Here is a 19433-nt window from a genome sequence, read left to right on the forward strand (position 1 = left end):
GACGCCGCAGGCCGCGACGTCGACCACCGCCTCCCCCGGCCCCGGATCGGGCACCAGGACCGTCTCGACGCTGACCGGTTCTCCCTTGCCGCGGGCGACGACGCCCCTCACCTCGTAGGCCATGCCGATGGTTCCTCTCGGGATGTGCGAAGCGGACGCGGTGGTTCCTGCTGTGCGGGTCGCGGGCGATCGGGGGAGTGGCGGGACATCCGCCCCCGGTCGCCCCTTGACCCCGCGCAGCGCCGACCCTACGGTGTTGCACGACTGATATACCAGTCCTCAGCGTCATTTCCTTACAGGAGGGACCCGGCATGGTCGTCCAGGTCGACGCAGCGCCCCAGGCCCCGACCGTTCCCGACTGCGTGCTCGACCGGTCGCTTGCGGACACCGACCCGCAGGTCCACCAGGCCGTCTCCGCGGAGCTGGTCCGGCAGCAGACCACGCTGGAGATGATCGCCAGCGAGAACTTCGCGCCGGTGGCGGTCATGCAGGCCCAGGGCTCGGTGCTGACCAACAAGTACGCCGAGGGCTATCCGGGCCGGCGCTACTACGGCGGCTGCGAGCACGTGGACGTCGTCGAGCAGCTGGCCCTCGACCGGCTGAAGGCGCTGTTCGCCGCCGAGTACGCCAACGTGCAGCCGCACTCGGGCGCCCAGGCCAACGCCGCGGCGATGGCGGCCCTGCTGCACCCCGGCGACACCATCCTCGGGCTGGACCTGGCGCACGGCGGTCACCTGACGCACGGCATGAAGCTCAACTTCTCCGGCAAGCTCTACGACGTCGCCGCCTACCACGTGCGGCCCGACGACCACCGCGTGGACATGGCCGAGGTCGACCGGCTGGCCCACGAGCGCCGACCCAGACTGATCATCGCCGGCTGGTCGGCCTACCCACGGCAGCTCGACTTCGCCGCGTTCCGCCGGATCGCCGACGAGGTCGGCGCCTACCTGATGGTCGACATGGCCCACTTCGCCGGCCTGGTCGCCGCCGGACTGCACCCCTCGCCCGTCCCGCACGCCCACGTCGTCACCTCGACCACCCACAAGACCCTCGGCGGGCCGCGGGGCGGCGTCATCCTGGCCACCGCAGAGCTGTCCAAGAAGTTCAACTCCTCCGTCTTCCCCGGCCAGCAGGGCGGCCCGCTGGAGCACGTGATCGCCGCCAAGGCCGTCGCCTTCAAGCTGGCCGGGGAGCCCGCGTTCCGCGAGCGGCAGGAGCGCACCCTCGCCGGCGCCCGGATCCTGGCCGACCGGCTGCTGGCCGCCGACTCCCGCGCGGCGGGCATCGGCGTGGTCAGCGGCGGTACCGACGTCCACCTGGTCCTCGTGGACCTGCGCGAGTCGGAGCTCGACGGCCGCCAGGCCGAGGACCGGCTGCACTCCATCGGGATCACCGTCAACCGCAACGCGGTGCCCTTCGACCCCCGCCCGCCGATGGTCAGCTCCGGGGTGCGCATCGGCACGCCGGCGCTGGCGGCGCGCGGCTTCACCCTCGACGACTTCGCCGAGGTCGCCGACGTGATCGCCGCCGCGCTGCGGCCCTCGGTCGGCGAGGCCGAGCTCGCCGGGCTCCGCGGGCGGGTCACCCGGCTGGCCGACCGTCACCCGCTCTACCCCGACCTGACGGAGGTCCCCCGATGAGCCCCCGCACCCCCGGCGCCGACCTGCCGGAGCACCCGGACTTCCTGTGGCGGGACCCCGAGCCGAAGCGCTCCTACGACGTGGTGGTCATCGGCGGCGGCGGGCACGGCCTGGCCACGGCGCACTACCTCGCCGAGAACCACGGCATCACGAACGTCGCGGTGCTGGAGAAGGGGTGGCTGGCGGGCGGCAACATGGCCCGCAACACCACGATCATCCGCTCGAACTACCTGTGGGACGAGAGCTCGGCCATCTACGAGCACGCGCTGAAGCTGTGGGAGGGGCTCGAGGAGGACCTCGGCTACCCGATCCTGTTCAGCCAGCGCGGCGTGCTCAACCTCGCCCACACCCTGCAGGACGTCCGCGACAGCGTGCGCCGGGTCGAGGCCAACAAGCTCAACGGCGTCGACGCGGAGTGGCTGGAGCCCGACGAGGTCCGCAAGATCTGCCCGGTCGTCAACACGTCGGGCGACATCCGCTACCCCGTCCTGGGCGCGACGTACCAGCCGCGCGCCGGCATCGCCAAGCACGACTACGTGGCCTGGGGTTTCGCCCGCCGGGCCCACCGGGCCGGCATCGACCTCATCCAGGACTGCGAGGTCACCGGGTTCGCCACCGACGGCGACCGGGTCACCGGGGTGCAGACCACCCGCGGCACCATCGCCGCCGGCAGGGTCGCCCTCTGCGCGGCCGGCCACACCTCCGTGCTCACGGACATGCTCGGCATCCGGGTCCCGCTGCAGAGCCACCCGCTGCAGGCGCTGGTCTCCGAGCTGCTCGAGCCGGTGCACCCCACCGTGGTCATGTCCAACGCCGTCCACGTGTACGTCTCCCAGGCGCACAAGGGCGAGCTCGTCATGGGCGCCGGCGTGGACTCCTACAACGGCTACGGCCAGCGCGGCGCCTTCCACGTCATCGAGCGCCAGATGGCCGCCGCCGTCGAACTCTTCCCGGTGTTCGCGCGGGCACACCTGCTGCGCACCTGGGGCGGCATCGTCGACGTCAGCCCGGACGCCTCACCGATCGTGGGCCGGACCCCCTACGACAACCTCTACCTCAACTGCGGCTGGGGCACCGGCGGGTTCAAGGCCACCCCCGGCATCGGCTGGGCCCTGGCGCACACCATCGCCCACGACGAGCCCCACCCCACCGTGGCGCCGTTCACCCTCCACCGGTTCGTCACCGGCGCGCTCGTCGACGAGCACGGCGCGGCCGCCGTCGCCCACTGACCCCGGGGAGCCCTCCGTGCAACTCATCGAATGCCCGTGGTGCGGCCCCCGCGAGGAGGTCGAGTTCCGCTACGGCGGCCAGGCCCACGTCCCGTACCCGGACGCCCCCGGCGCGCTCTCCGACGAGCAGTGGGCGCACTACGTCTTCTTCCGCGACAACCCCAAGGGCCGCTTCGCCGAGCGCTGGCACCACAGCGCCGGCTGCCGGCGCTGGTTCAACGCGATCCGCGACACCGCCACCTACCGCTTCGAGCGCGTCTACCGCCTCGATGACCCGAAGCCGGTGACCCCGTGACCAGTCCCTTCCGCACCGCCGAGGGGGGGCGCATCGACCGCGCCACCACCCTCGAGTTCACCTTCGACGGGCAGACCCTCACCGGCCACCCCGGCGACACGCTGGCCTCGGCACTGCTCGCCTCCGGCCGGCACCAGGTCGCCACGAGCACCACGTTCGGCCGCCCGCGGGGCATCGCCGCGGCCTGGGCCGAGGACCCCGGTGGCCTCGTGCAGATCGAGGAGCCCTTCCCCGAGCCCATGCTGCTGGCCACGACCGTCGAGCTCCACGACGGACTGGTCGCCCACGGCCTGCCGGGGCAGGGTCGCCTCGCCGAGGTCCCCGACTCCGCCCGCTACGACGCCGTCCACCACCACGTGGACGTCCTCGTCGTGGGGGCCGGGCCCGCGGGTCTCGCCGCCGCGCTCACCGCCGCCCGGGCGGGGGCCCGTGTGGCGCTGGTCGACGAGCAGTCCGAGGCCGGCGGCTCGCTGCTGTCGGGCACCGACCGCCTCGACGGGGTCCCGGCGCCGGAGTGGGTGGCGGACGCGGTCGCGGAGCTGGCCGCGCACCCGGAGGTGCTGCACCTGCAGCGCACCACCGCGTTCGGCGGCTACGACGACGGCTTCGTCCTGGCGCTGGAGCGGCGCACCGACCACCTCGGCGCCGCCGCGCCCCGGCGCATCTCCCGCCAGCGGGTGTGGCGCCTGCGCGCGCGCTCCGTCGTCATCGCCACCGGAGCGCACGAGCGCCCGGTCGTCTTCGCCGACAACGACCGACCGGGCACCATGCTCGCCGGCGCCGCCCGGACCTTCCTGCACCGCTACGGCGTGCTGCCCGGCCGTGAGGCCGTCGTGTTCACCACCAACGACAGCGCCTACGACGCCGCCCTCGACCTGTCCCGCGCCGGCGTGCGGGTGCAGGCGGTGGTCGACGCGCGGCCGGAGGGCTCCCCGCAGCGGCGTGCGGAGTGCGAGCGTGCCGGCATCCGCGTCCTCCCCGGGGCCGTCGTCACCGGCACGCGGGGGGGCGGGCGGGTCACGCACGCCCTCGTCGCCCCCTTCGTGGACGGGCAGGTGGGGGCCGCCACCGCGATCGCCTGCGACCTCCTGCTGGTCAGCGGCGGCTGGAACCCGGCGGTGCACCTGTTCAGCCAGGCCCGCGGCCGGCTGCGCTACGACGAGACCCTCGGCGCGTTCGTCCCCGGGGAGGACCTCGACGGCCTGTCGGTGGCCGGCTCGGCCGCCGGCGTGTTCGACCTGGCGGGGTGCCTGGCCGACGGGCAGCGGGTAGCCCGCGCGGCACTGGCCGCCCTGGCGATCGCGCCGGCGGGGGAGGACCGGCTGCCCAGCGCCCCGGAGTCCGTCGTCCCGGCGGCGTCCCTGGTGCTGTGGCGGGTGCCGGACACCTCCGGCGCCGAGGGCACCACCTCGTTCGTCGACCTGCAGCGCGACGCGACGGTCGCCGACATCGCCCGCGCGGTCGGCGCCGGGCTGCGCTCCATCGAGCACGTCAAGCGCTACACGACCATCGGGACGGCGCACGACCAGGGCAAGACCTCCGGCGTCCTCGCCTCCGGGATCACCGCCGAGCTGCTCGGCATCCCGGTGCAGGACACCGGGACCACCACCTTCCGGCCGCCCTACACCCCGGTCGCCTTCGCCGCACTGGCCGGGCGCGACCGCGGCCGGCTCTTCGACCCCGAGCGGGTCACCGCCCTGCACGAGTGGCACGTGGCGGCCGGGGCCGTCTTCGAGGACGTCGGCCAGTGGAAGCGCCCGCGCTACTACCCGCGGCCCGGCGAGGACATCGAGGCCGCGGTCCTGCGCGAGTGCGCCGCGGCCCGCACCGGTGTCGGGATCCTCGACGGCTCGACCCTCGGCAAGATCGACGTCCAGGGTCCCGACGCCGCGGTCCTGCTGGACCGGCTCTACACGAACCTGATCAGCAGCCTGAAGGTCGGCTCGGTCCGGTACGGCGTCATGTGCGGCGTGGACGGCATGGTCATCGACGACGGCACGGTGCTGCGCCTGGCCGAGGACCGCTTCCTCGTCCTCACCACCACCGGCGGAGCGGCGAAGGTCCTCGACTGGATGGAGGAGTGGGTCCAGACCGAGTGGCCGGACCTGCGGGTGCACTGCACCTCGGTCACCGAGCAGTGGGTCACCTTCCCCGTCGTCGGCCCCCGTTCCCGCGACGTCGTCGGTGCGGTCTTCCCCGGCGTGGACGTCTCCAACGAGGCCTTCCCGTTCATGACCTGGCGGGACACCACCCTCGACGGGGTGCCGGTCCGGCTGGCCCGGATCAGCTTCTCCGGCGAGCTCGCCTTCGAGGTCTACGTGAACTCCTGGTACGCGGTCGCGGTCTGGCAGCGGCTGCTCCAGGCCGGCCGGCCGTACGGGATCACCCCGTACGGCACGGAGACCATGCACGTCCTGCGCGCGGAGAAGGGCTACCCGATCATCGGGCAGGACACCGACGGCACCGTCACCCCGCACGACCTGGGCATGGCGTGGGCGGTGTCGAAGAAGAAGCCCGACTTCATCGGCAAGCGTTCCTTCGCCCGCCAGGCCAACGCCGATCCGCTGCGCAAGCAGCTGGTCGGGCTGCTGCCCGTCGACCGGCAGACCGTGCTGCCCGAGGGCTCGCAGATCGTGGAGTTCCGCGCCGACGGCCGGCTGCCGCCCCCGCCGGTCCCGATGCTGGGGCACGTCACGTCCAGCTACCGCAGTGCCGAGCTCGCCCGCCCCTTCGCCCTCGCCCTGGTCAGGGGCGGCCGGTCGCGCATCGGCGACACCGTCCACGTCCCCGTCAACGGCACCCTCGTCCCGGTCGAGGTCACCGGCTCGGTGCTGGTCGATCCCGAAGGAGCCCGTCGCGATGGCTGAGCTGCTGCGCACCCACCCGCTCACGGCCTGGAACACCGCGTTCGAGCGCCTGCCCGACACCGTGGCCGTCGCCGTCGAGCCGTTCGTCGCGATGGTCGACGTCCGGCTCGGCGCGGGCGGCGCCGCGGCGGCGGCGGCGCTCGGCGTCGAGCTGCCGGTGGTCCCCAACACCTGGGTGGCGGCCGGCACCGGACGGGCCGTGTGGCTCGGCCCCGACGAGTGGCTGCTCACCAGCACCACCGACGCGCCGGACGAGCTGGAGGCCCGGGTCCGCGCCGCCGTCCTCCCGCTGGGCGGCTCCGCGACCGACGTCTCCGCGCAGCGGATCGGTCTCCGGCTGACGGGCGCGCGAGTGCGCGACGTCCTGGCCAAGGGCTGCTCGATCGACCTGCACCCGCGGGTGTTCGGCCGCGGGCGCAGCGCGCAGACGACGCTCGGCCAGGCCGGGGTCGTGCTGCTGGCCCTCTCCGACGCCGCCGACGACTTCGTCGTCCTCGTCCGGTCCTCCTTCGCCGGCTACCTCGCCGACTGGCTGCTCGACGCGGCCCTCGAGTTCACCCCGACCCCCCACGGCTGACCGGCCCCGTCGGCAGTCCCGGGTCCCACCGGCACGTCAGGAGCGAAGCAATGTCCACCACCCCTCGCGTGGTCGTCATCGGAGCGGGGATCGTCGGTGCCAACCTGGCCGACGAGCTGACCGCCCGTGGCTGGGACCGCGTCACCGTCGTCGACCAGGGGCCCCTGCCGCTGACCGGGGGCTCCACGTCGCACGCGCCGGGGCTGGTCTTCCAGACCAACGCCTCGAAGACCATGACGGCGTTCGCCAGCTACACGGTGGAGAAGCTCAAGGACATCGACGTCGACGGTGCCTGGTGCTTCAACCAGGTCGGCGGCCTGGAGGTCGCCACCACGCCGGAGCGGCTCGCCGACCTGCACCGCAAGCAGGGCTGGGCCACCTCCTGGGGCGTCGAGGCGCAGGTGGTCGACGTCGACGAGTGCGTGCGGCTGCACCCGCTGGTCGACCGCGACCGCATCCTCGGCGGCCTGCACGTCCCCAGCGACGGCCTGGCCAAGGCGTCGCGGGCGGTCGTCGCGCTGGCCCGCCGCGCCGAGGCGCGGGGCGCCCGCTTCCAGGGCTCGACCCGGGTGACCGGCATCGAGCAGACCGGTGGCCGGGTGACCGGCGTCCGCACCCCGGACGGCGTCATCCCCGCCGACGTCGTGGTCTCCTGCGCCGGTTTCTGGGGGCAGGAGCTCGGCGCGATGGTCGGGATGAGCGTGCCGCTGCTGCCGCTGGCCCACCAGTTCGTCTGGACCGGCCAGGTGCCCGGCCTGGTCGGCCGCAACGACGAGCTGAGCGAGGCGAGCCTGCCGATCCTGCGCCACCAGGACCAGGACCTCTACTACCGGGAGCGCGCCGACCGCCTCGGCATCGGCTCCTACGCGCACCGGCCGATGCCGGTCGACCTGGGGGAGCTGCCGCAGGGGGACGGCGTCCGGGAGTCGTCGATGCCCTCGATGCTGCCCTTCACGGAGGAGGACTTCGCCGCCGCGTGGGAGGAGAGCCGGCTGCTGCTGCCCTCGCTGCGGTCCTCGAAGATCGACTCCGGCTTCAACGGGGTCTTCTCCTTCACCCCGGACGGCGGCCCGCTGATCGGGGAGTCACGGGACGTGGCGGGCTTCTGGATCGCCGAGGCGGTCTGGGTGACGCACTCGGCCGGCGTCGCCCGGTCGGTGGCCCAGCTGCTGGTCGACGGCCGGAGCGAGGTGGACCTGCACGGCTGTGACGTGCACCGCTTCGAGGACGTCCAGCTCACGCCCGAGTACGTCAGCGAGACCTCGCAGCAGAACTTCGTCGAGGTCTACGACGTCATCCACCCGCTGCAGCCCCGGCTGTCCCCGCGCGACCTGCGGGTCAGCCCCTTCCACGCCCGGCAGCAGGAGCTCGGCGCGGTCTTCCTCGAGGCCGCCGGCTGGGAGCGGCCGCACTGGTACGAGGCCAACGCGCACCTGGTCGACGAGCTGCCCGCGGAGTGGGTGCCGCCGGAGCGCGACGCGTGGGCCGGGCGGTTCTGGTCCCCGATCGCAGCCGCGGAGGCGTGGCGGACCCGCACCGCCGTGGCGCTGTACGACATGACCCCCCTCAAGCGGCTCGAGGTCAGCGGCCCCGGCGCCCTCGACCTCCTGCAGCGGCTCACGACCGGGGAGATGGACAAGTCCGTCGGGTCGGTGACCTACACGCTCGCCCTCGACGAGGCCGGCGGCATCCGCAGCGACCTCACCGTCGCCCGGCTCGGCGCGCAGCTCTTCCAGGTCGGCGCCAACGGCCCCCTCGACCACGACCTCCTGCTGCGCGAGGCGCCGGACGACGGCAGCGTGCAGGTCCGGGACGTCACCGGCGGCACCTGCTGCATCGGGCTGTGGGGCCCGCGGGCCCGCGACCTGGTGCAGCGGGTCTGTGCCGACGACCTCAGCAACGACGGGCTGAGGTACTTCCGCGCCAAGCGGGTCCGGATCGGGGGAGTGCCGGTGACGGCGATGCGGCTGTCCTACGTCGGGGAGCTCGGCTGGGAGCTCTACACCAGCGCCGACCACGGACAGCGGCTGTGGGACGTGCTGTGGCGGGCCGGCCAGGACCTCGACGTCGTCGCCGCGGGCCGGGCGGCGTTCAGCAGCCTGCGGCTGGAGAAGGGCTACCGCGCGTGGGGCCACGACATGACCACCGAGCACGACCCCTACGAGGCCGGTCTCGGGTTCGCGGTGCGCAAGCAGAAGACCGCCGACTTCGTCGGACGGCAGGCCCTCGCCGGGAGGGGCGACGACACGGTGAGCCGCCGGCTGTCCTGCCTGACGGTCGACGACGGCCGCAGCGTCGTCCTCGGCCACGAGCCGGTGTTCGTCGACGGCCGCCCGGCGGGCTACGTGACGAGCGCGGCCTTCGGGCACACCGTCGGCCGGCCGGTCGCCTACGCCTGGCTGCCGGCCTCCGCGACCGTCGGCACGAGCGTCGACATCGAGTACTTCGGGGCCCGCATCCGCGCGACCGTCGCCGCCGAACCGCTGGTCGACCCCGGGATGTCCCGGATCCGGGGCTGAAGCTGGACCCGCCCGTGCGCACCGGCACCCTCCAGACGTTCCTGGAGCAGCCCGCCCCCGCGGTACCGGGCGGGGTCGTCCCGGTGGTCGAGGCCCTCGCCCGGCAGGTCACCGTGCCGCTGTCGGTGGACACCGCGCGGCCCGAGGTGGGGCCCTCCTCGCCGCACGCGCTGCTGCGTGCCTCGACGCCGGCGTCCACCTCGAGCACGTCCGGGTCGACCCGGGTTCGGGTTCGGCGAGACGTCGGCACACGACGTGGCGTTGCTCGCGTCGCTGGGTGCGTCCACCGGCCTCGGTGTGCCGGTCGTGGTGGGCCTGTCCCGCGAGCCGGTGCTCGGCCGGCTGACCGGACGGAGTGCGGGGGACCGGCTGCCCGGCTCCCTGGCCGCGGCCCTCGTCGCGGTCCGGCGCGGCGCGTCGGTGGTGCGCGTGCACGACGCCGCCGCGCGCGACATCGTGGCCGTCCGGGACGCCGTCCGCACGGGGGTGACGGTTCCCTGACCGGTCCTGTCAGATCACCTCGCGGATCGCCTTCTCGAAGCCGAGGACGTGCTCACGGGCGAGGTCGTCGGCCCGGTCGGCGTCGCCGGCGGCGATCGCCCGGAGCAGCTCCACGTGTTCCCGGACGTGCGCGTCGACCGTGGGCAGCCGATCGAGGAAGAGGCAGAAGATCCGGGTGGCCAGGTTGTCGTAGCGGATCAGGACGTCCTCCAGGTGCGGGTTGCCCGCGGCCCGGTAGATCGCCCGGTGCACCGCCAGGTCCCAGCGCATCAGCTCGGTCCGGTCGACCCGGGTGACGTCCAGCTGCGCGATGTGTGCGGCCAGCTCCTCCAGGTCGGGCTGCCTCGTCCGGGGAGCGCGTTCGGCGGCCCGGCGGGCGGCCAGCGGCTCCAGTTGGGCGCGGATGTCGGAGATGTGCGCCAGGTCGGAGATGTCCATGCCCGAGGCGAACGTGCCGCGCCGCGGGTAGGACACCACCAGTCGGTCGCCCTCCAGCCGCTTCAGCGCCTCGCGGACCGGCGTCCGGCCCACGTCCAGGTCCTTGGCCAGCTCGTCGTCGTCGATCGGGTCGCCCGGGCGGATGTCGAGCATGATCAGCCGGTCCCGGATCGCCACATAGGCCCTGTCCGCCAGGGACGTGGCGGCCGACGGGTCGAGATCCAGGGGAGCGAGGGCCACCAGGAGATCGTACGGCTTGGTGGCCACCGGCTCTTGCCTCGTGAGAGGGATCGACATACCGTCAGCGTACATTTGATATACCAACTGTGTACCTGCCTCCGCAGTTGGTCGTCATCCCGGCAGCGGAAGAGGGAGGCACGGGTGACCACCAGCGCCTTCGACCTGTTCAAGGTGGGGATCGGTCCGTCCAGCTCCCACACCGTCGGTCCCATGCGGGCCGCTGCGACCTTCGTCGCGCGGCTGTCCGAGCAGGGGCTGCTCGGACGGGTGGCCGGCGTCCGGTGCGAGTTGTTCGGCTCGCTCGGCGCCACCGGGCACGGCCACGGCAGCGTCCGGGCCGTCGTCCTCGGTCTGGAGGGCGAGCAGCCCGACGTCGTCGATCCCGTCGCGGCCGGGCCGCGGGTGGAGGCCGTCCGCCGCGAGGGGAAGCTCCGGCTGGCCGGCGAACACCCGATCGCCTTCTCGGTGGACGACGACGTCATGCTGCACCGGCGCAGGCGCCTGGCGTTCCACAGCAACGGGATGCTCTTCACGGCCCTCGACCCCGCCGGGGGAGAACTCTCCCGCCGCGAGTACTACTCGGTGGGCGGCGGCTTCGTCCTCGACGAGGACGAGGCCGGCGACCCGGTGGTCGTCGAGGACCGCACGCCGGTGCGCCACCCCTTCCGCACCGGCAGGGAGCTGCTGGCGCACACCCGGGAGACCGGACTGCGGATCAGCGACGTGATGCTGGCCAACGAGCTCGCCTGGCGCACCGAGGCCGAGGTCCGCGCCGGCCTGCTGCACATCTGGTCGGTGATGCAGGAGTGCGTGGAGCGCGGCACCCGGACCACCGGCGTCCTGCCCGGTGGCCTGAAGGTCCGCCGGCGCGCGGCCGCACTGCGCACCCAGCTGGAGGACCACCCGGACGAGGACGACCCGATGCGTGCCGTGGAGTGGGTGACCCTCCACGCCCTGGCGGTCAACGAGGAGAACGCCGCCGGCGGGCGGGTGGTCACCGCGCCGACCAACGGTGCCGCCGGCATCGTCCCGGCGGTCCTGCACTACTACCGCGACTTCGTCGACTCCTGCTCGGAGGACGGTGTCGTGCGGTTCCTGCTCACCGCCGCGGCGATCGGCCTGCTGTTCAAGGAGAACGCCTCCATCTCCGGTGCCGAGGTGGGGTGCCAGGGCGAGGTCGGCTCGGCCTGCTCCATGGCGGCCGCCGGCCTCGCCGAGGTCCTCGGGGGGACGCCGGAGCAGGTGGAGAACGCCGCCGAGATCGGCATCGAGCACAACCTCGGCCTCACCTGCGACCCGGTCGGCGGGCTGGTGCAGATCCCGTGCATCGAGCGCAACGCCGTCGGCGCGGTCAAGGCCGTCACCGCGGCCCGGATGGCCGTGCGCGGGGACGGACGGCACCACGTCCCCCTGGACAAGGCCATCAAGACGATGCGCGAGACCGGCGCGGACATGAAGGACAAGTACAAGGAGACCGCCCGTGGCGGGCTGGCGCTCAACGTCGTCGAGTGCTGAGGAGGCACCCGTGTCCCACCCGTTCACCCTCACGCTGAGCTGCCAGGAGCGCCCGGGCATCGTGCACGCGGTCAGCACGTTCCTGTTCGAGCAGTGCTGCGACATCGTCGAGCACCAGCAGTTCGACGACGCCGTCCGCGGCCAGCTGTTCCTGCGGACGGCGTTCGTCTGCTCGCAGGACACCGACGCCGCCCGGCTGACGGCGGACTTCCGTGCGGTGGCCGACGAGTTCGGCATGTCCTACCAGGTCTCCGGCGACCAGCCGCAGCGCGTGCTCGTCCTGGTCTCCAGGCTGGGCCACTGCCTCAACGACCTGATCTTCCGCTGGCGGGCCGGCAGCCTCGGCGCCGAGCTGGTCGCCGTCGTCTCCAACCACGAGGACCTGCGCCCGATGGCGGAGGCGGCCGGGCTGCCGTTCCACCACGTGCCCGTGACGCCGGGGACCAAGCGGGAGGCCGAGGTGCGACTGCTCGAGCTGGTCGACGAGCACCGCGCCGACCTGGTCGTGCTCGCCCGCTACATGCAGGTCCTCTCCGACGAGGCCTGCGCCGCCCTCCACGGCCGGGCGATCAACATCCACCACTCCTTCCTGCCCGGCTTCAAGGGCGCCAAGCCCTACCACCAGGCCTTCGACCGCGGCGTGAAGCTGGTGGGCGCGACGGCCCACTACGTGACCCCCGACCTCGACGAGGGGCCGATCATCGAGCAGGAGGTCATCCGCATCGACCACACCTACGACCCGCGCGCCCTCGCCACGGTCGGCCAGGACGCCGAGGCCCTGGCACTGTCGCGCGCCGTCCGGTGGCACAGCGAGCAGCGGGTGCTCCTCAACGGGCACAGCACCGTCGTCTTCCGCTGACCCGGCCGCGAGAGCTCTGGTGCCGACCGCGACGGCGGGCGTGCCGTCGCCCGCGCTCGACCGCGTCCACCGGCACCTGTACGAGGAGCTCGGGCCGCAGCGTGGTCCGGCGGGTGAGGGGGCTCGCCCGCCCCCGGGCCCTGCTCAGGGCACTGCTCACTCGATGGTCATCGCCCGGCGGCGGACGCGCTCGTCGTAGCGGTCGCGCTCGCCGCTGAGGGGCCTGCCGAGGTACTCGCCCAGCGTGACGCCGGCAGCGAGGGCGAGCCCGACGGCGCCGGCCCCGACGAGGGCGCCGAGCCCGTCGTCGATCCGTGCCTCGACGACGATGGTGAACAGGCCGTGGTAGACCGCCAGCCCGGGCAGCAGCGGGACGATGCCGCAGACGGCGACGAGCTGCGGTGGGACCCGGAGCCGCTCGGTCAGCGCCTCACCGCACGACCCCAGGACGACGGCCGCGACCCCGGCGGCCAGCGCGGGACCGGCGCCCAGCTCGCCGGCTGCCCAGAACGTCGCCCAGGCCAGCGCTCCGGCCACCGCGGCCAGACCGACGGCGCGCGGCCGGGCATGGGTGGCCAGGGCCCAGAACCCGGCGATCCCGGCCGACGCGGCCAGCGCGACGGCGAACGGCACGGGAGCGGGAGAGGTGTCGATGACGGTCAGCGGGAGCTGGGCGCGCTGGGCCAGATCGAGGACGCCGGCGATGCCCACGACGATGCCGGCGGTCAGGGTCACCACTTCGAAGGCCCGCGCCCCGGCGGTCACCGGGAAGCCGCTGATGGCGTCCTGGGCCGCGCTGACCAGGGACAACCCGGCGAGCAGCACGACGATGCCGGCGGCGACGACCAGGGAGGTCTGCACGTCGACGTCCCAGGTGAGCAGGAGAACGGCGACCCCGGTAGCCAGCGCGGCCCCGGCCACCTGCTGGAAGAACAGCGGCAGGCTCCGCCGGTTGAGCGCGCGCATCACCTGCTCGACCAGAGCGGTGGTCAGCGCCGCGAGGAGGGCCTCCCGCCAGCCGCCGCCGAGGACCAGCCCGAAGCACCCGGCGACGCCGGCCCAGCCCAGCGCGGTCACGCTCCGGCGGTAGGTGGCGGGCGCCGAGACCACCCGGTCCAGCCGGCGGTGCGCCTCCTCGACGTCGAGGTCGCCGGCGCCGACCGCACGGGCCAGGTCGGTGATGCCCTGCAGGCGGGTGTAGTCGAGCCGGCTCGTCTGCACGATCCGCATCGCGGTGAGAGGTACCGCGTTCTCGCGGTCATAGCTGACCGTGATCGACGTGAAGGTGATGTCGATCTGGCAGCTGGTGAGCCCGTAGGCGGCAGCGACCCGCAGCACCGTCGCGGTCGCGTCGGCCGCTGAGGCCCCGACGGCCAGCATCGACGCCCCGATGCGCAGCGCCAGCCCCAGCGCGGCGTGCGCGGTGAGGTCGTCCATCCGGCTCGCCTGGGCCCGCAGGCCGATCGGCGCGGTCGGCGGGCTGGTCCCCGCGATCGCGCGCCAGGCCCGCTGCGGGATGCGTGCGTACGGCATGGAGCGGTTCGGAGGCCAGGTGGGCACGCCTCCACGGTATGTGCGGCCGACGCGCCGACCGGCCACCACGCGACGGCCGGCCCATGACGGGTACGACGGGGCTCGGCGCGACCGACTCGCGACCGACGAACGGCGCTCGGGAGCCGACGACAGCCCGCCACCTCCGTTGAGGAGCGACCCCTCTCAGCTGCACGTTCGATGCTGACCACCATCCGCCACCCCGCACGGGATCGACTCGCAGGACCATGCGGTTCGAGCCCGACCCCGTGAGGCCGAGCTCTGGTTCGGCACTCGCGTGGACCTGCACTGCCGGCTCGAGGTGATCGCCCGGACCGAGCCCGCCGGTGGGGGGCATCGGGCCGCGCCGGCCGAGCAGCAGCCGTGGGGACCGGACATACGGGCGCAGCGCGCGTACCCGCAGGTAGCGGCCCACGGCCTGGGCGGTCTTCGCGCCGAACGGCACGACCCGCGGACGGGAGCCCCTGTCGGTGACGCGGGCCGGCTCCCGGTCCGGGTCGACGTCGGTCAGGTCCGGCCCACACGGCTCCGACACCCGTACGCCGGTGTCGAGCAGCAGCCGCGGCACCACCTCGTCGCGGCGACCGAGGAACACCGCGCGGTCGAAGACGCCCGCAGCGGGCGGTGAACGGGTGCTATGAACTCTCCGCCGCGGTTGGAGCCAGCGGAGCCACCTGGACGTTGACGTAGATGTCATGGCCGCTGATCTCGACCACCGTGTCGGCCGGGAAGCCAAGCAGCTCGACCCGGTAGTGCCACTGACGATTGCCGGAGTCGTGCCACGGGCTGACGAATACGATGTCCGGCACGTCCGAATCCAACGGAGCCGAGACCTGCGCTTCGCCGGCACCCCTTGGCGCCGGCGCTGACCGGGCAGTCCACGGCGTCGGCACTGGAGTCGCCGCCCAGCTGCTGGTGACCGCCGGGGACAACCCCAGCGGCTGCGCTCCGAGGCCGCCTGCGCCCAACTCTGCGACCCTGCGCCACTACAGGGCAGCAGTGGCCGCACCATCCGCCATCGGCTCGACCGCGGCGGGGACCGGCACGCCGACTGCGCCCTGCACATCATCGCTCTGGTCCGGCTGTCGCCTCACCAACCGACTCAGGGCTATGCGACATGCCGACGAGCCGATGGCCTGAGCGACCTCGAGATCATCCGCTGCCTCGAGCGCTACATCGCCCGGAGAATGCACCACGTCCTCGTCGCTTGACGAGGGAGTAGGAGCATGTCGGTCGGACAGACCGTCGCTCGTCTCTGGCGCTGCCGATCGAGGTCGTCGCTTCCTGACCACGACGTCGAGCGCGGAGCAGGTCCGGTGGCTCGTGGACGCACGGACCGTGCAGGACGGCATCCAACGGTGTCCTGGATGGCTGCTGGGCTCTGTCCGGTTGTCGAAGGGTGCCCGCGCTGCAATCACAGTGGTGTTGAGAACCGAACGGCCGTCGGAGACGCCCCCTCGGCTGCCAGGGCTGGACCGGTGCCTCAGGTGCTGCTCGGGTCCGCTGGGCCCGATCGATGGCAGGGCAACGTAGCAGCGAGGCCACAGCGGGAGGTCCTGGTCGTGAGGCAACGGACGACGGCCACACGGTGTGGGCCACAGGACGGCTCGACCCCGTCCCGGGCAAGAGATGTCCGCTCACCGCACCAGCGGGCACCCCGGCCCAACCGGTCTTGACGGCCGTAGGACCTTCGGTAAGGCATCGGGGAGCTGTTGCTCGTTCTCCTTGCTCGAAGCTCCGCCCGGCCGCGACCCTGGATCGAGCCTGGCTTCCAGGGTCGGTCAACGGTGTGAAGGTGGGGGCGGATGGTCGACTTCTTGCGAGTCACGGTGCACGACCGGGTGGGGTGGATCGAGTACGACCGCCCGCCGGTCAACGCCTTCCACTGGGAGATGCTCCGCGAGGTGCCGGAGGCCCTGGAGCGACACCTTACGGACCCCACCGTCCGGGTGGTGGTGATCGGCAGCGCCCTCGACACCCACTTCAGCGTCGGCGCGGACCTGCGGGTCTTCGCCGACATGGACGACGGAGGCATGCGTCGCTGGGTGGACGTGTGCCACGATCTGGTCCGCAGGATGCGCGCGTCGCCGAAACCGCTGCTGGCGGCCGTGCACGGCACCGCGGTCGGGGGCGGCCTGGAGATGGCGCTGCACTGCGACATCCGCTTCGCCGCGCGTACCGCCCGGCTCGGGCAGCCGGAGATCGGCATCGGGTTCATCCCGCCGGTCGGCGCGACGCAGGCGCTGGCCCGCCTGCTGGGCCGGCCTCAGGCGCTGCGGTTCCTCTACGACGGCACCCTGCTGAGCGCAGAGGAGGCCTCCGCCATCGGCCTCGTGGACGTCGTGGTGGCTGACGAGCGGCTCCGCGAGGAGGTGCAGGGCTACGCCGAGGGGCTGGCCCGGAAGCCGGCGCGGGCGCTGGCGGCGATCCGGCGCTGCATCACCGAGGGCTTCGACCTGCCCTTCGAGGCGGGCCTGGCCATCGAGCGGGAGGAGGCGGTGGCGCTCGGCGCGACGGCGGACTTCCGCGAGGGACTGGCCGCCTTCCTCGGCAGACGACCACCGGTCTGGTCGGACTGACCTGGGAGCTGATCCGCTCCGGAGCCCTGGGCGCGCGACGGGGAGCCGTTCGCGTCTGCGACCGACGCGCGAGTTGGACGAATCCGGCTCTGTCGCGGTGAGGCGACGAAGCCCCGCGACCAGCTTTCGACCAACGAACCCCTCTCGACGCCCGACGATGACCAACGTCAAGCGACGGCGTGACCGGTCGCTCACCCGAACGTTCATCGCCGATCTACCGCTGCCGACGACCCCTAGATCAACTAGCCGGACAAGCCGTCGACGACTGGGGTGGCCCGTCGCTCCGCTCAAGCGGGGTCCAGGTGTGCCGATGGAACCAAGCGCAAGGAGCCTCCTCGAGGCGACCCCGCGCGAGAGGCAACGGATGCGCCTGGCGATGATCGGCACCTTGACAGCCGGTGTTCTCCTGCTGTCCGCCTGTACTGAGGCGGCTCCATCCGCCGCTCCGACAGCGACCCCGACCACGCCTACGTGGGCGCTGTTCGAGGGCCCGTCGGGTCTGGAGGTCGAAGCAGAACAGGAGGCGCGGGCAACCCTGGAGGAGCAGCGACGAGCGGCTGAAGACCAGCAGCAACAGGCGGAGGCGGCAGCAGCGGCCGCCCGGGCTGTCGCGGCGGAGGCGGCGGCCGGTGAGGAGGCGACCGTCGTCGAGGAGGAGTGCATCGGCTACGGGTGCAGCCCGGAGCAGGACGCTGAGATCAACGACCTGGAGGTGCGGTGTTCCGACGGCACGGCCACGGTCGAGGAGTGCTTCGGACCCGGCGCGGATGCCAACGGCAACGGCATCGCGGACGTCAACGAGTAGTCCGCCGACTCACCGTCGATCGCCCAGGCTGAGGCGCCGGTGGGCCTCAGCCTGGGCCCGCTCTACGGCGGTCGAGGCGGCGTAGCGGGACAGCATGTCGTCGCTGCGCCAGCCGGCCAGCATCACCAGGTCCCGCTCCCGTCCTCCTCCGGCCAGCCGCCGGTGGGCGAAGGTGTGCCGGAACCGGTGTGGGTGGACGTCGGCGACCCCGGCCTGCGCGGCGCGGGTGTGCAGCACGTCGCGGGCCCCGTCTCGGCCGTGCGACGGCGCGGGCATGGCAGCGCAGCAGGCCGCCGAGGTCGGGACCGGTCGGCGACGGGAGGAGCGCCGCCCCTCCGGCTTCCGTCGCCACGGCGCCGGCCTCGTCGTTGGCGGCGTCGTGGTGTCCTCGTACGACGAGAACGTCTGCACGAGGACGAACGCCGGCACGAGTGCGACGAGGATGCATACCGGGGCCAACAGGTCGGTCAGCGGGATGCCCTCGGCTCAGGCCCCTGCCACCGGTGGTGCGGTGGGGTCGGCCGCCTCGGTCGTGACTTCCCGGAGCACGTAGTCCTCGATGGTCTCCAGGTCGTGGGTGGAGCGTTTCACGATCGTGAGCAGGTCGCTCATCTTGCTGACCTCCTCGATCTGCTCCTTGATGAACCACTGCATGAACTGGTCGGAGGCGAAGTCGTTCTCCCGCCGCGCGATCCCGATCAGCGCGCCGATCTGCTCGGTGACCCGCTTCTCCTGCTCCAGCGCCAGGGCGACCGGCGCGACGACGTCGGGGAACTCGTTGACCGGGGCCGCGACGGCGGGGATGCGCACCGGCGCGTCGGAGTCGAGCAGGTAGCGGACCATCATCATGGCGTGCTGCCGCTCCTCGAGCGCCTGGTCGAAGAAGAGCTGCGCCGTCCGGGGCATGGTCAGCTGGTCGAAGTACACCGCGCAGGAGACGTACTGCTGGTGCGCGGCGAACTCGTTGCCGATCTGCGTGTTCAGCAGCTCGACGAAGGCGGGGGCGGCCATCGGGACTCCCGGACGTGTGCGGTGGCGGTCACCGGACGTTAACCGGTGACCCTCCGGTGCCCGTGGATCACCCGCAAAGGGAAGGCTAGCCTCACCGGGTGGCCAAGTCGGCGGGCATGCCCAAGAAGAAGTGTTGCCAGGACAGGCCGCGCTGCAAGCGGTGTCCCCTCCGCGCCCTCGCCGAGGGGACGCTCCCGCCGGGCTACACGGTCAAGAAGCGCCGCCTGGTCAAGCTGGACAAGGCCGACAAGGTGCTCGCCAAGAGCAGTCGGAAGGCTGCCTGATCCCTCCCTCCCCACCGCGCCGCCGGGCGGCGGTCAGCCGGCCTTGCGTGGTCACGGGCCCGTGTCAGCGCTGATGCGGGCCGCGGCCGCCGGGATCCAGTCGTGACTGGCATCGAGTCCCTCGGCGGTAGCTGCGGCGCGCAGGGTCGCTGCCGCCGTCTCGGGTGGCTGGCCCATCGCTCGATCTCTTGCCAGTTCGTACACGGCGAGCGCCTTCAGGCGCTGCTCGAGCGGTAGGCCCGCCAGCAGGCTTCTCCAGTCGTCCTCCACCCGTGAGGTCGTGCCCCCTGACACGCGGACCATGCCGGTCGTTCAGTCGGGATCACTCGGGAGGAGGGGAGCCGATGGTCGCGTCCTCGGGAGCGCTGACGGCCTTCACCATCGACCGGGTCAGCAGGCCGGCCGCGACGGCCGCGGCAGCCGCGATCGCGGACCGGAGCAGACGGTCTCTGAGATCCATGGCGACCTCCGGAGGGAGAGGTGTGCGACGGAGCGACGGGGGAGTACGCGAGCAGCACCGGAG

Annotated in this window: 19 protein-coding genes and 1 pseudogene; 13 read left to right on the plus strand and 7 right to left on the minus strand. The window is 73.0% G+C overall.

What is annotated here, in order from left to right; all coding sequences use genetic code 11:
* Positions 1 to 311 precede the first annotated feature (311 nt).
* From ACI8AK_RS20755 to ACI8AK_RS20785, 7 genes are all read left to right on the plus strand, one after another.
* The gene (locus tag ACI8AK_RS20755) at positions 312 to 1640 is read left to right on the plus strand and encodes a serine hydroxymethyltransferase (RefSeq protein ID WP_456957805.1); all 1329 of its coding nucleotides are present in this window, start codon (positions 312 to 314) and stop codon (positions 1638 to 1640) included.
* Positions 1637 to 2869 (plus strand): sarcosine oxidase subunit beta family protein, encoded by a 1233-nt coding sequence (locus tag ACI8AK_RS20760; RefSeq protein WP_456957807.1) that lies wholly within the window; start codon positions 1637 to 1639, stop codon positions 2867 to 2869. Before ACI8AK_RS20755 ends, ACI8AK_RS20760 begins: the two co-directional genes overlap by 4 nt.
* Positions 2870 to 2885: 16 nt before the next feature.
* The gene (locus ACI8AK_RS20765) at positions 2886 to 3164 is read left to right on the plus strand and encodes a sarcosine oxidase subunit delta (protein WP_387993616.1); all 279 of its coding nucleotides are present in this window, start codon (positions 2886 to 2888) and stop codon (positions 3162 to 3164) included.
* Complete coding sequence (locus ACI8AK_RS20770) at positions 3161 to 6031, plus strand: 2Fe-2S iron-sulfur cluster-binding protein (RefSeq protein WP_456957809.1); 2871 nt, start codon at positions 3161 to 3163, stop codon at positions 6029 to 6031. The genes ACI8AK_RS20765 and ACI8AK_RS20770 overlap by 4 nt, the downstream gene beginning before the upstream one ends.
* Positions 6024 to 6608, plus strand: a complete 585-nt coding sequence (locus tag ACI8AK_RS20775) for a sarcosine oxidase subunit gamma (RefSeq protein ID WP_456903559.1) — start codon at positions 6024 to 6026, stop codon at positions 6606 to 6608. Before ACI8AK_RS20770 ends, ACI8AK_RS20775 begins: the two co-directional genes overlap by 8 nt.
* A gap of 50 nt (positions 6609 to 6658) precedes the next feature.
* On the plus strand, positions 6659 to 9127 hold the full coding sequence (locus ACI8AK_RS20780; protein WP_456957811.1) for a GcvT family protein: 2469 nt from the start codon (positions 6659 to 6661) through the stop codon (positions 9125 to 9127).
* Between the two features lie 255 nt (positions 9128 to 9382).
* Complete coding sequence (locus ACI8AK_RS20785; protein ID WP_456957813.1) at positions 9383 to 9628, plus strand: dihydropteroate synthase; 246 nt, start codon at positions 9383 to 9385, stop codon at positions 9626 to 9628.
* A 9-nt stretch (positions 9629 to 9637) separates the two neighbouring features.
* On the opposite strand, the gene ACI8AK_RS20790 is transcribed toward ACI8AK_RS20785, so the two are convergent.
* Positions 9638 to 10306, minus strand: coding sequence for a GntR family transcriptional regulator (locus tag ACI8AK_RS20790; RefSeq protein WP_387993602.1), 669 nt, complete (start codon positions 10304 to 10306; stop codon positions 9638 to 9640).
* 141 nt (positions 10307 to 10447) lie between these two features.
* Between ACI8AK_RS20790 and ACI8AK_RS20795 the strand changes: the two genes are divergently transcribed.
* Entirely contained in the window at positions 10448 to 11821 is a 1374-nt protein-coding gene (locus tag ACI8AK_RS20795) for an L-serine ammonia-lyase (protein WP_456957814.1), read from the plus strand.
* Positions 11822 to 11831: 10 nt separating this feature from the next.
* A complete protein-coding gene (gene purU, locus ACI8AK_RS20800) occupies positions 11832 to 12680 on the plus strand; it encodes a formyltetrahydrofolate deformylase (RefSeq protein ID WP_456957816.1) in 849 nt (282 codons plus the stop codon).
* Between the two features lie 156 nt (positions 12681 to 12836).
* On the opposite strand, the gene ACI8AK_RS20805 is transcribed toward purU, so the two are convergent.
* Both ACI8AK_RS20805 and ACI8AK_RS20810 read right to left on the minus strand, forming a co-directional pair.
* Positions 12837 to 14240, minus strand: a complete 1404-nt coding sequence (locus ACI8AK_RS20805; RefSeq protein ID WP_387993595.1) for a threonine/serine exporter family protein — start codon at positions 14238 to 14240, stop codon at positions 12837 to 12839.
* Positions 14241 to 14866: 626 nt separating this feature from the next.
* Positions 14867 to 15040, minus strand: a complete 174-nt coding sequence (locus ACI8AK_RS20810; RefSeq protein ID WP_456957818.1) for a hypothetical protein — start codon at positions 15038 to 15040, stop codon at positions 14867 to 14869.
* 129 nt (positions 15041 to 15169) lie between these two features.
* On the opposite strand from ACI8AK_RS20810, the pseudogene ACI8AK_RS20815 reads away from it, so the two are divergent.
* The 3 genes and pseudogenes from ACI8AK_RS20815 to ACI8AK_RS20825 all read left to right on the plus strand — a co-directional run.
* Positions 15170 to 15442 (plus strand): annotated as a pseudogene (locus ACI8AK_RS20815) (IS110 family transposase); the annotation flags it as partial.
* Between the two features lie 594 nt (positions 15443 to 16036).
* Positions 16037 to 16810, plus strand: a complete 774-nt coding sequence (locus ACI8AK_RS20820) for an enoyl-CoA hydratase/isomerase family protein (protein ID WP_387993589.1) — start codon at positions 16037 to 16039, stop codon at positions 16808 to 16810.
* A gap of 376 nt (positions 16811 to 17186) precedes the next feature.
* Positions 17187 to 17615 carry a hypothetical protein gene (locus ACI8AK_RS20825; RefSeq protein ID WP_456957820.1) on the plus strand — a complete coding sequence of 143 codons (429 nt, stop codon included), beginning with the start codon at positions 17187 to 17189 and terminating at the stop codon, positions 17613 to 17615.
* Positions 17616 to 17624: 9 nt separating this feature from the next.
* Here ACI8AK_RS20825 and ACI8AK_RS20830 read toward each other — a convergent pair whose 3' ends face one another.
* Positions 17625 to 17852, minus strand: a complete 228-nt coding sequence (locus ACI8AK_RS20830; RefSeq protein WP_456903563.1) for a tyrosine-type recombinase/integrase — start codon at positions 17850 to 17852, stop codon at positions 17625 to 17627.
* A 249-nt stretch (positions 17853 to 18101) separates the two neighbouring features.
* The gene (locus tag ACI8AK_RS20835; RefSeq protein WP_387993581.1) at positions 18102 to 18626 is read right to left on the minus strand and encodes a ferritin; all 525 of its coding nucleotides are present in this window, start codon (positions 18624 to 18626) and stop codon (positions 18102 to 18104) included.
* Positions 18627 to 18742: 116 nt separating this feature from the next.
* On the opposite strand from ACI8AK_RS20835, the gene ACI8AK_RS20840 reads away from it, so the two are divergent.
* Positions 18743 to 18910, plus strand: a complete 168-nt coding sequence (locus ACI8AK_RS20840) for a hypothetical protein (RefSeq protein ID WP_387993578.1) — start codon at positions 18743 to 18745, stop codon at positions 18908 to 18910.
* Positions 18911 to 18961: 51 nt separating this feature from the next.
* On the opposite strand, the gene ACI8AK_RS20845 is transcribed toward ACI8AK_RS20840, so the two are convergent.
* Positions 18962 to 19180, minus strand: a complete 219-nt coding sequence (locus tag ACI8AK_RS20845) for a hypothetical protein (RefSeq protein ID WP_387993576.1) — start codon at positions 19178 to 19180, stop codon at positions 18962 to 18964.
* Positions 19181 to 19232: 52 nt separating this feature from the next.
* Positions 19233 to 19370 carry a hypothetical protein gene (locus tag ACI8AK_RS20850; protein WP_387993574.1) on the minus strand — a complete coding sequence of 46 codons (138 nt, stop codon included), beginning with the start codon at positions 19368 to 19370 and terminating at the stop codon, positions 19233 to 19235.
* Positions 19371 to 19433 lie beyond the last annotated feature (63 nt).

The sequence above is a fragment of the Geodermatophilus sp. SYSU D00867 genome (genome assembly GCF_054050315.1).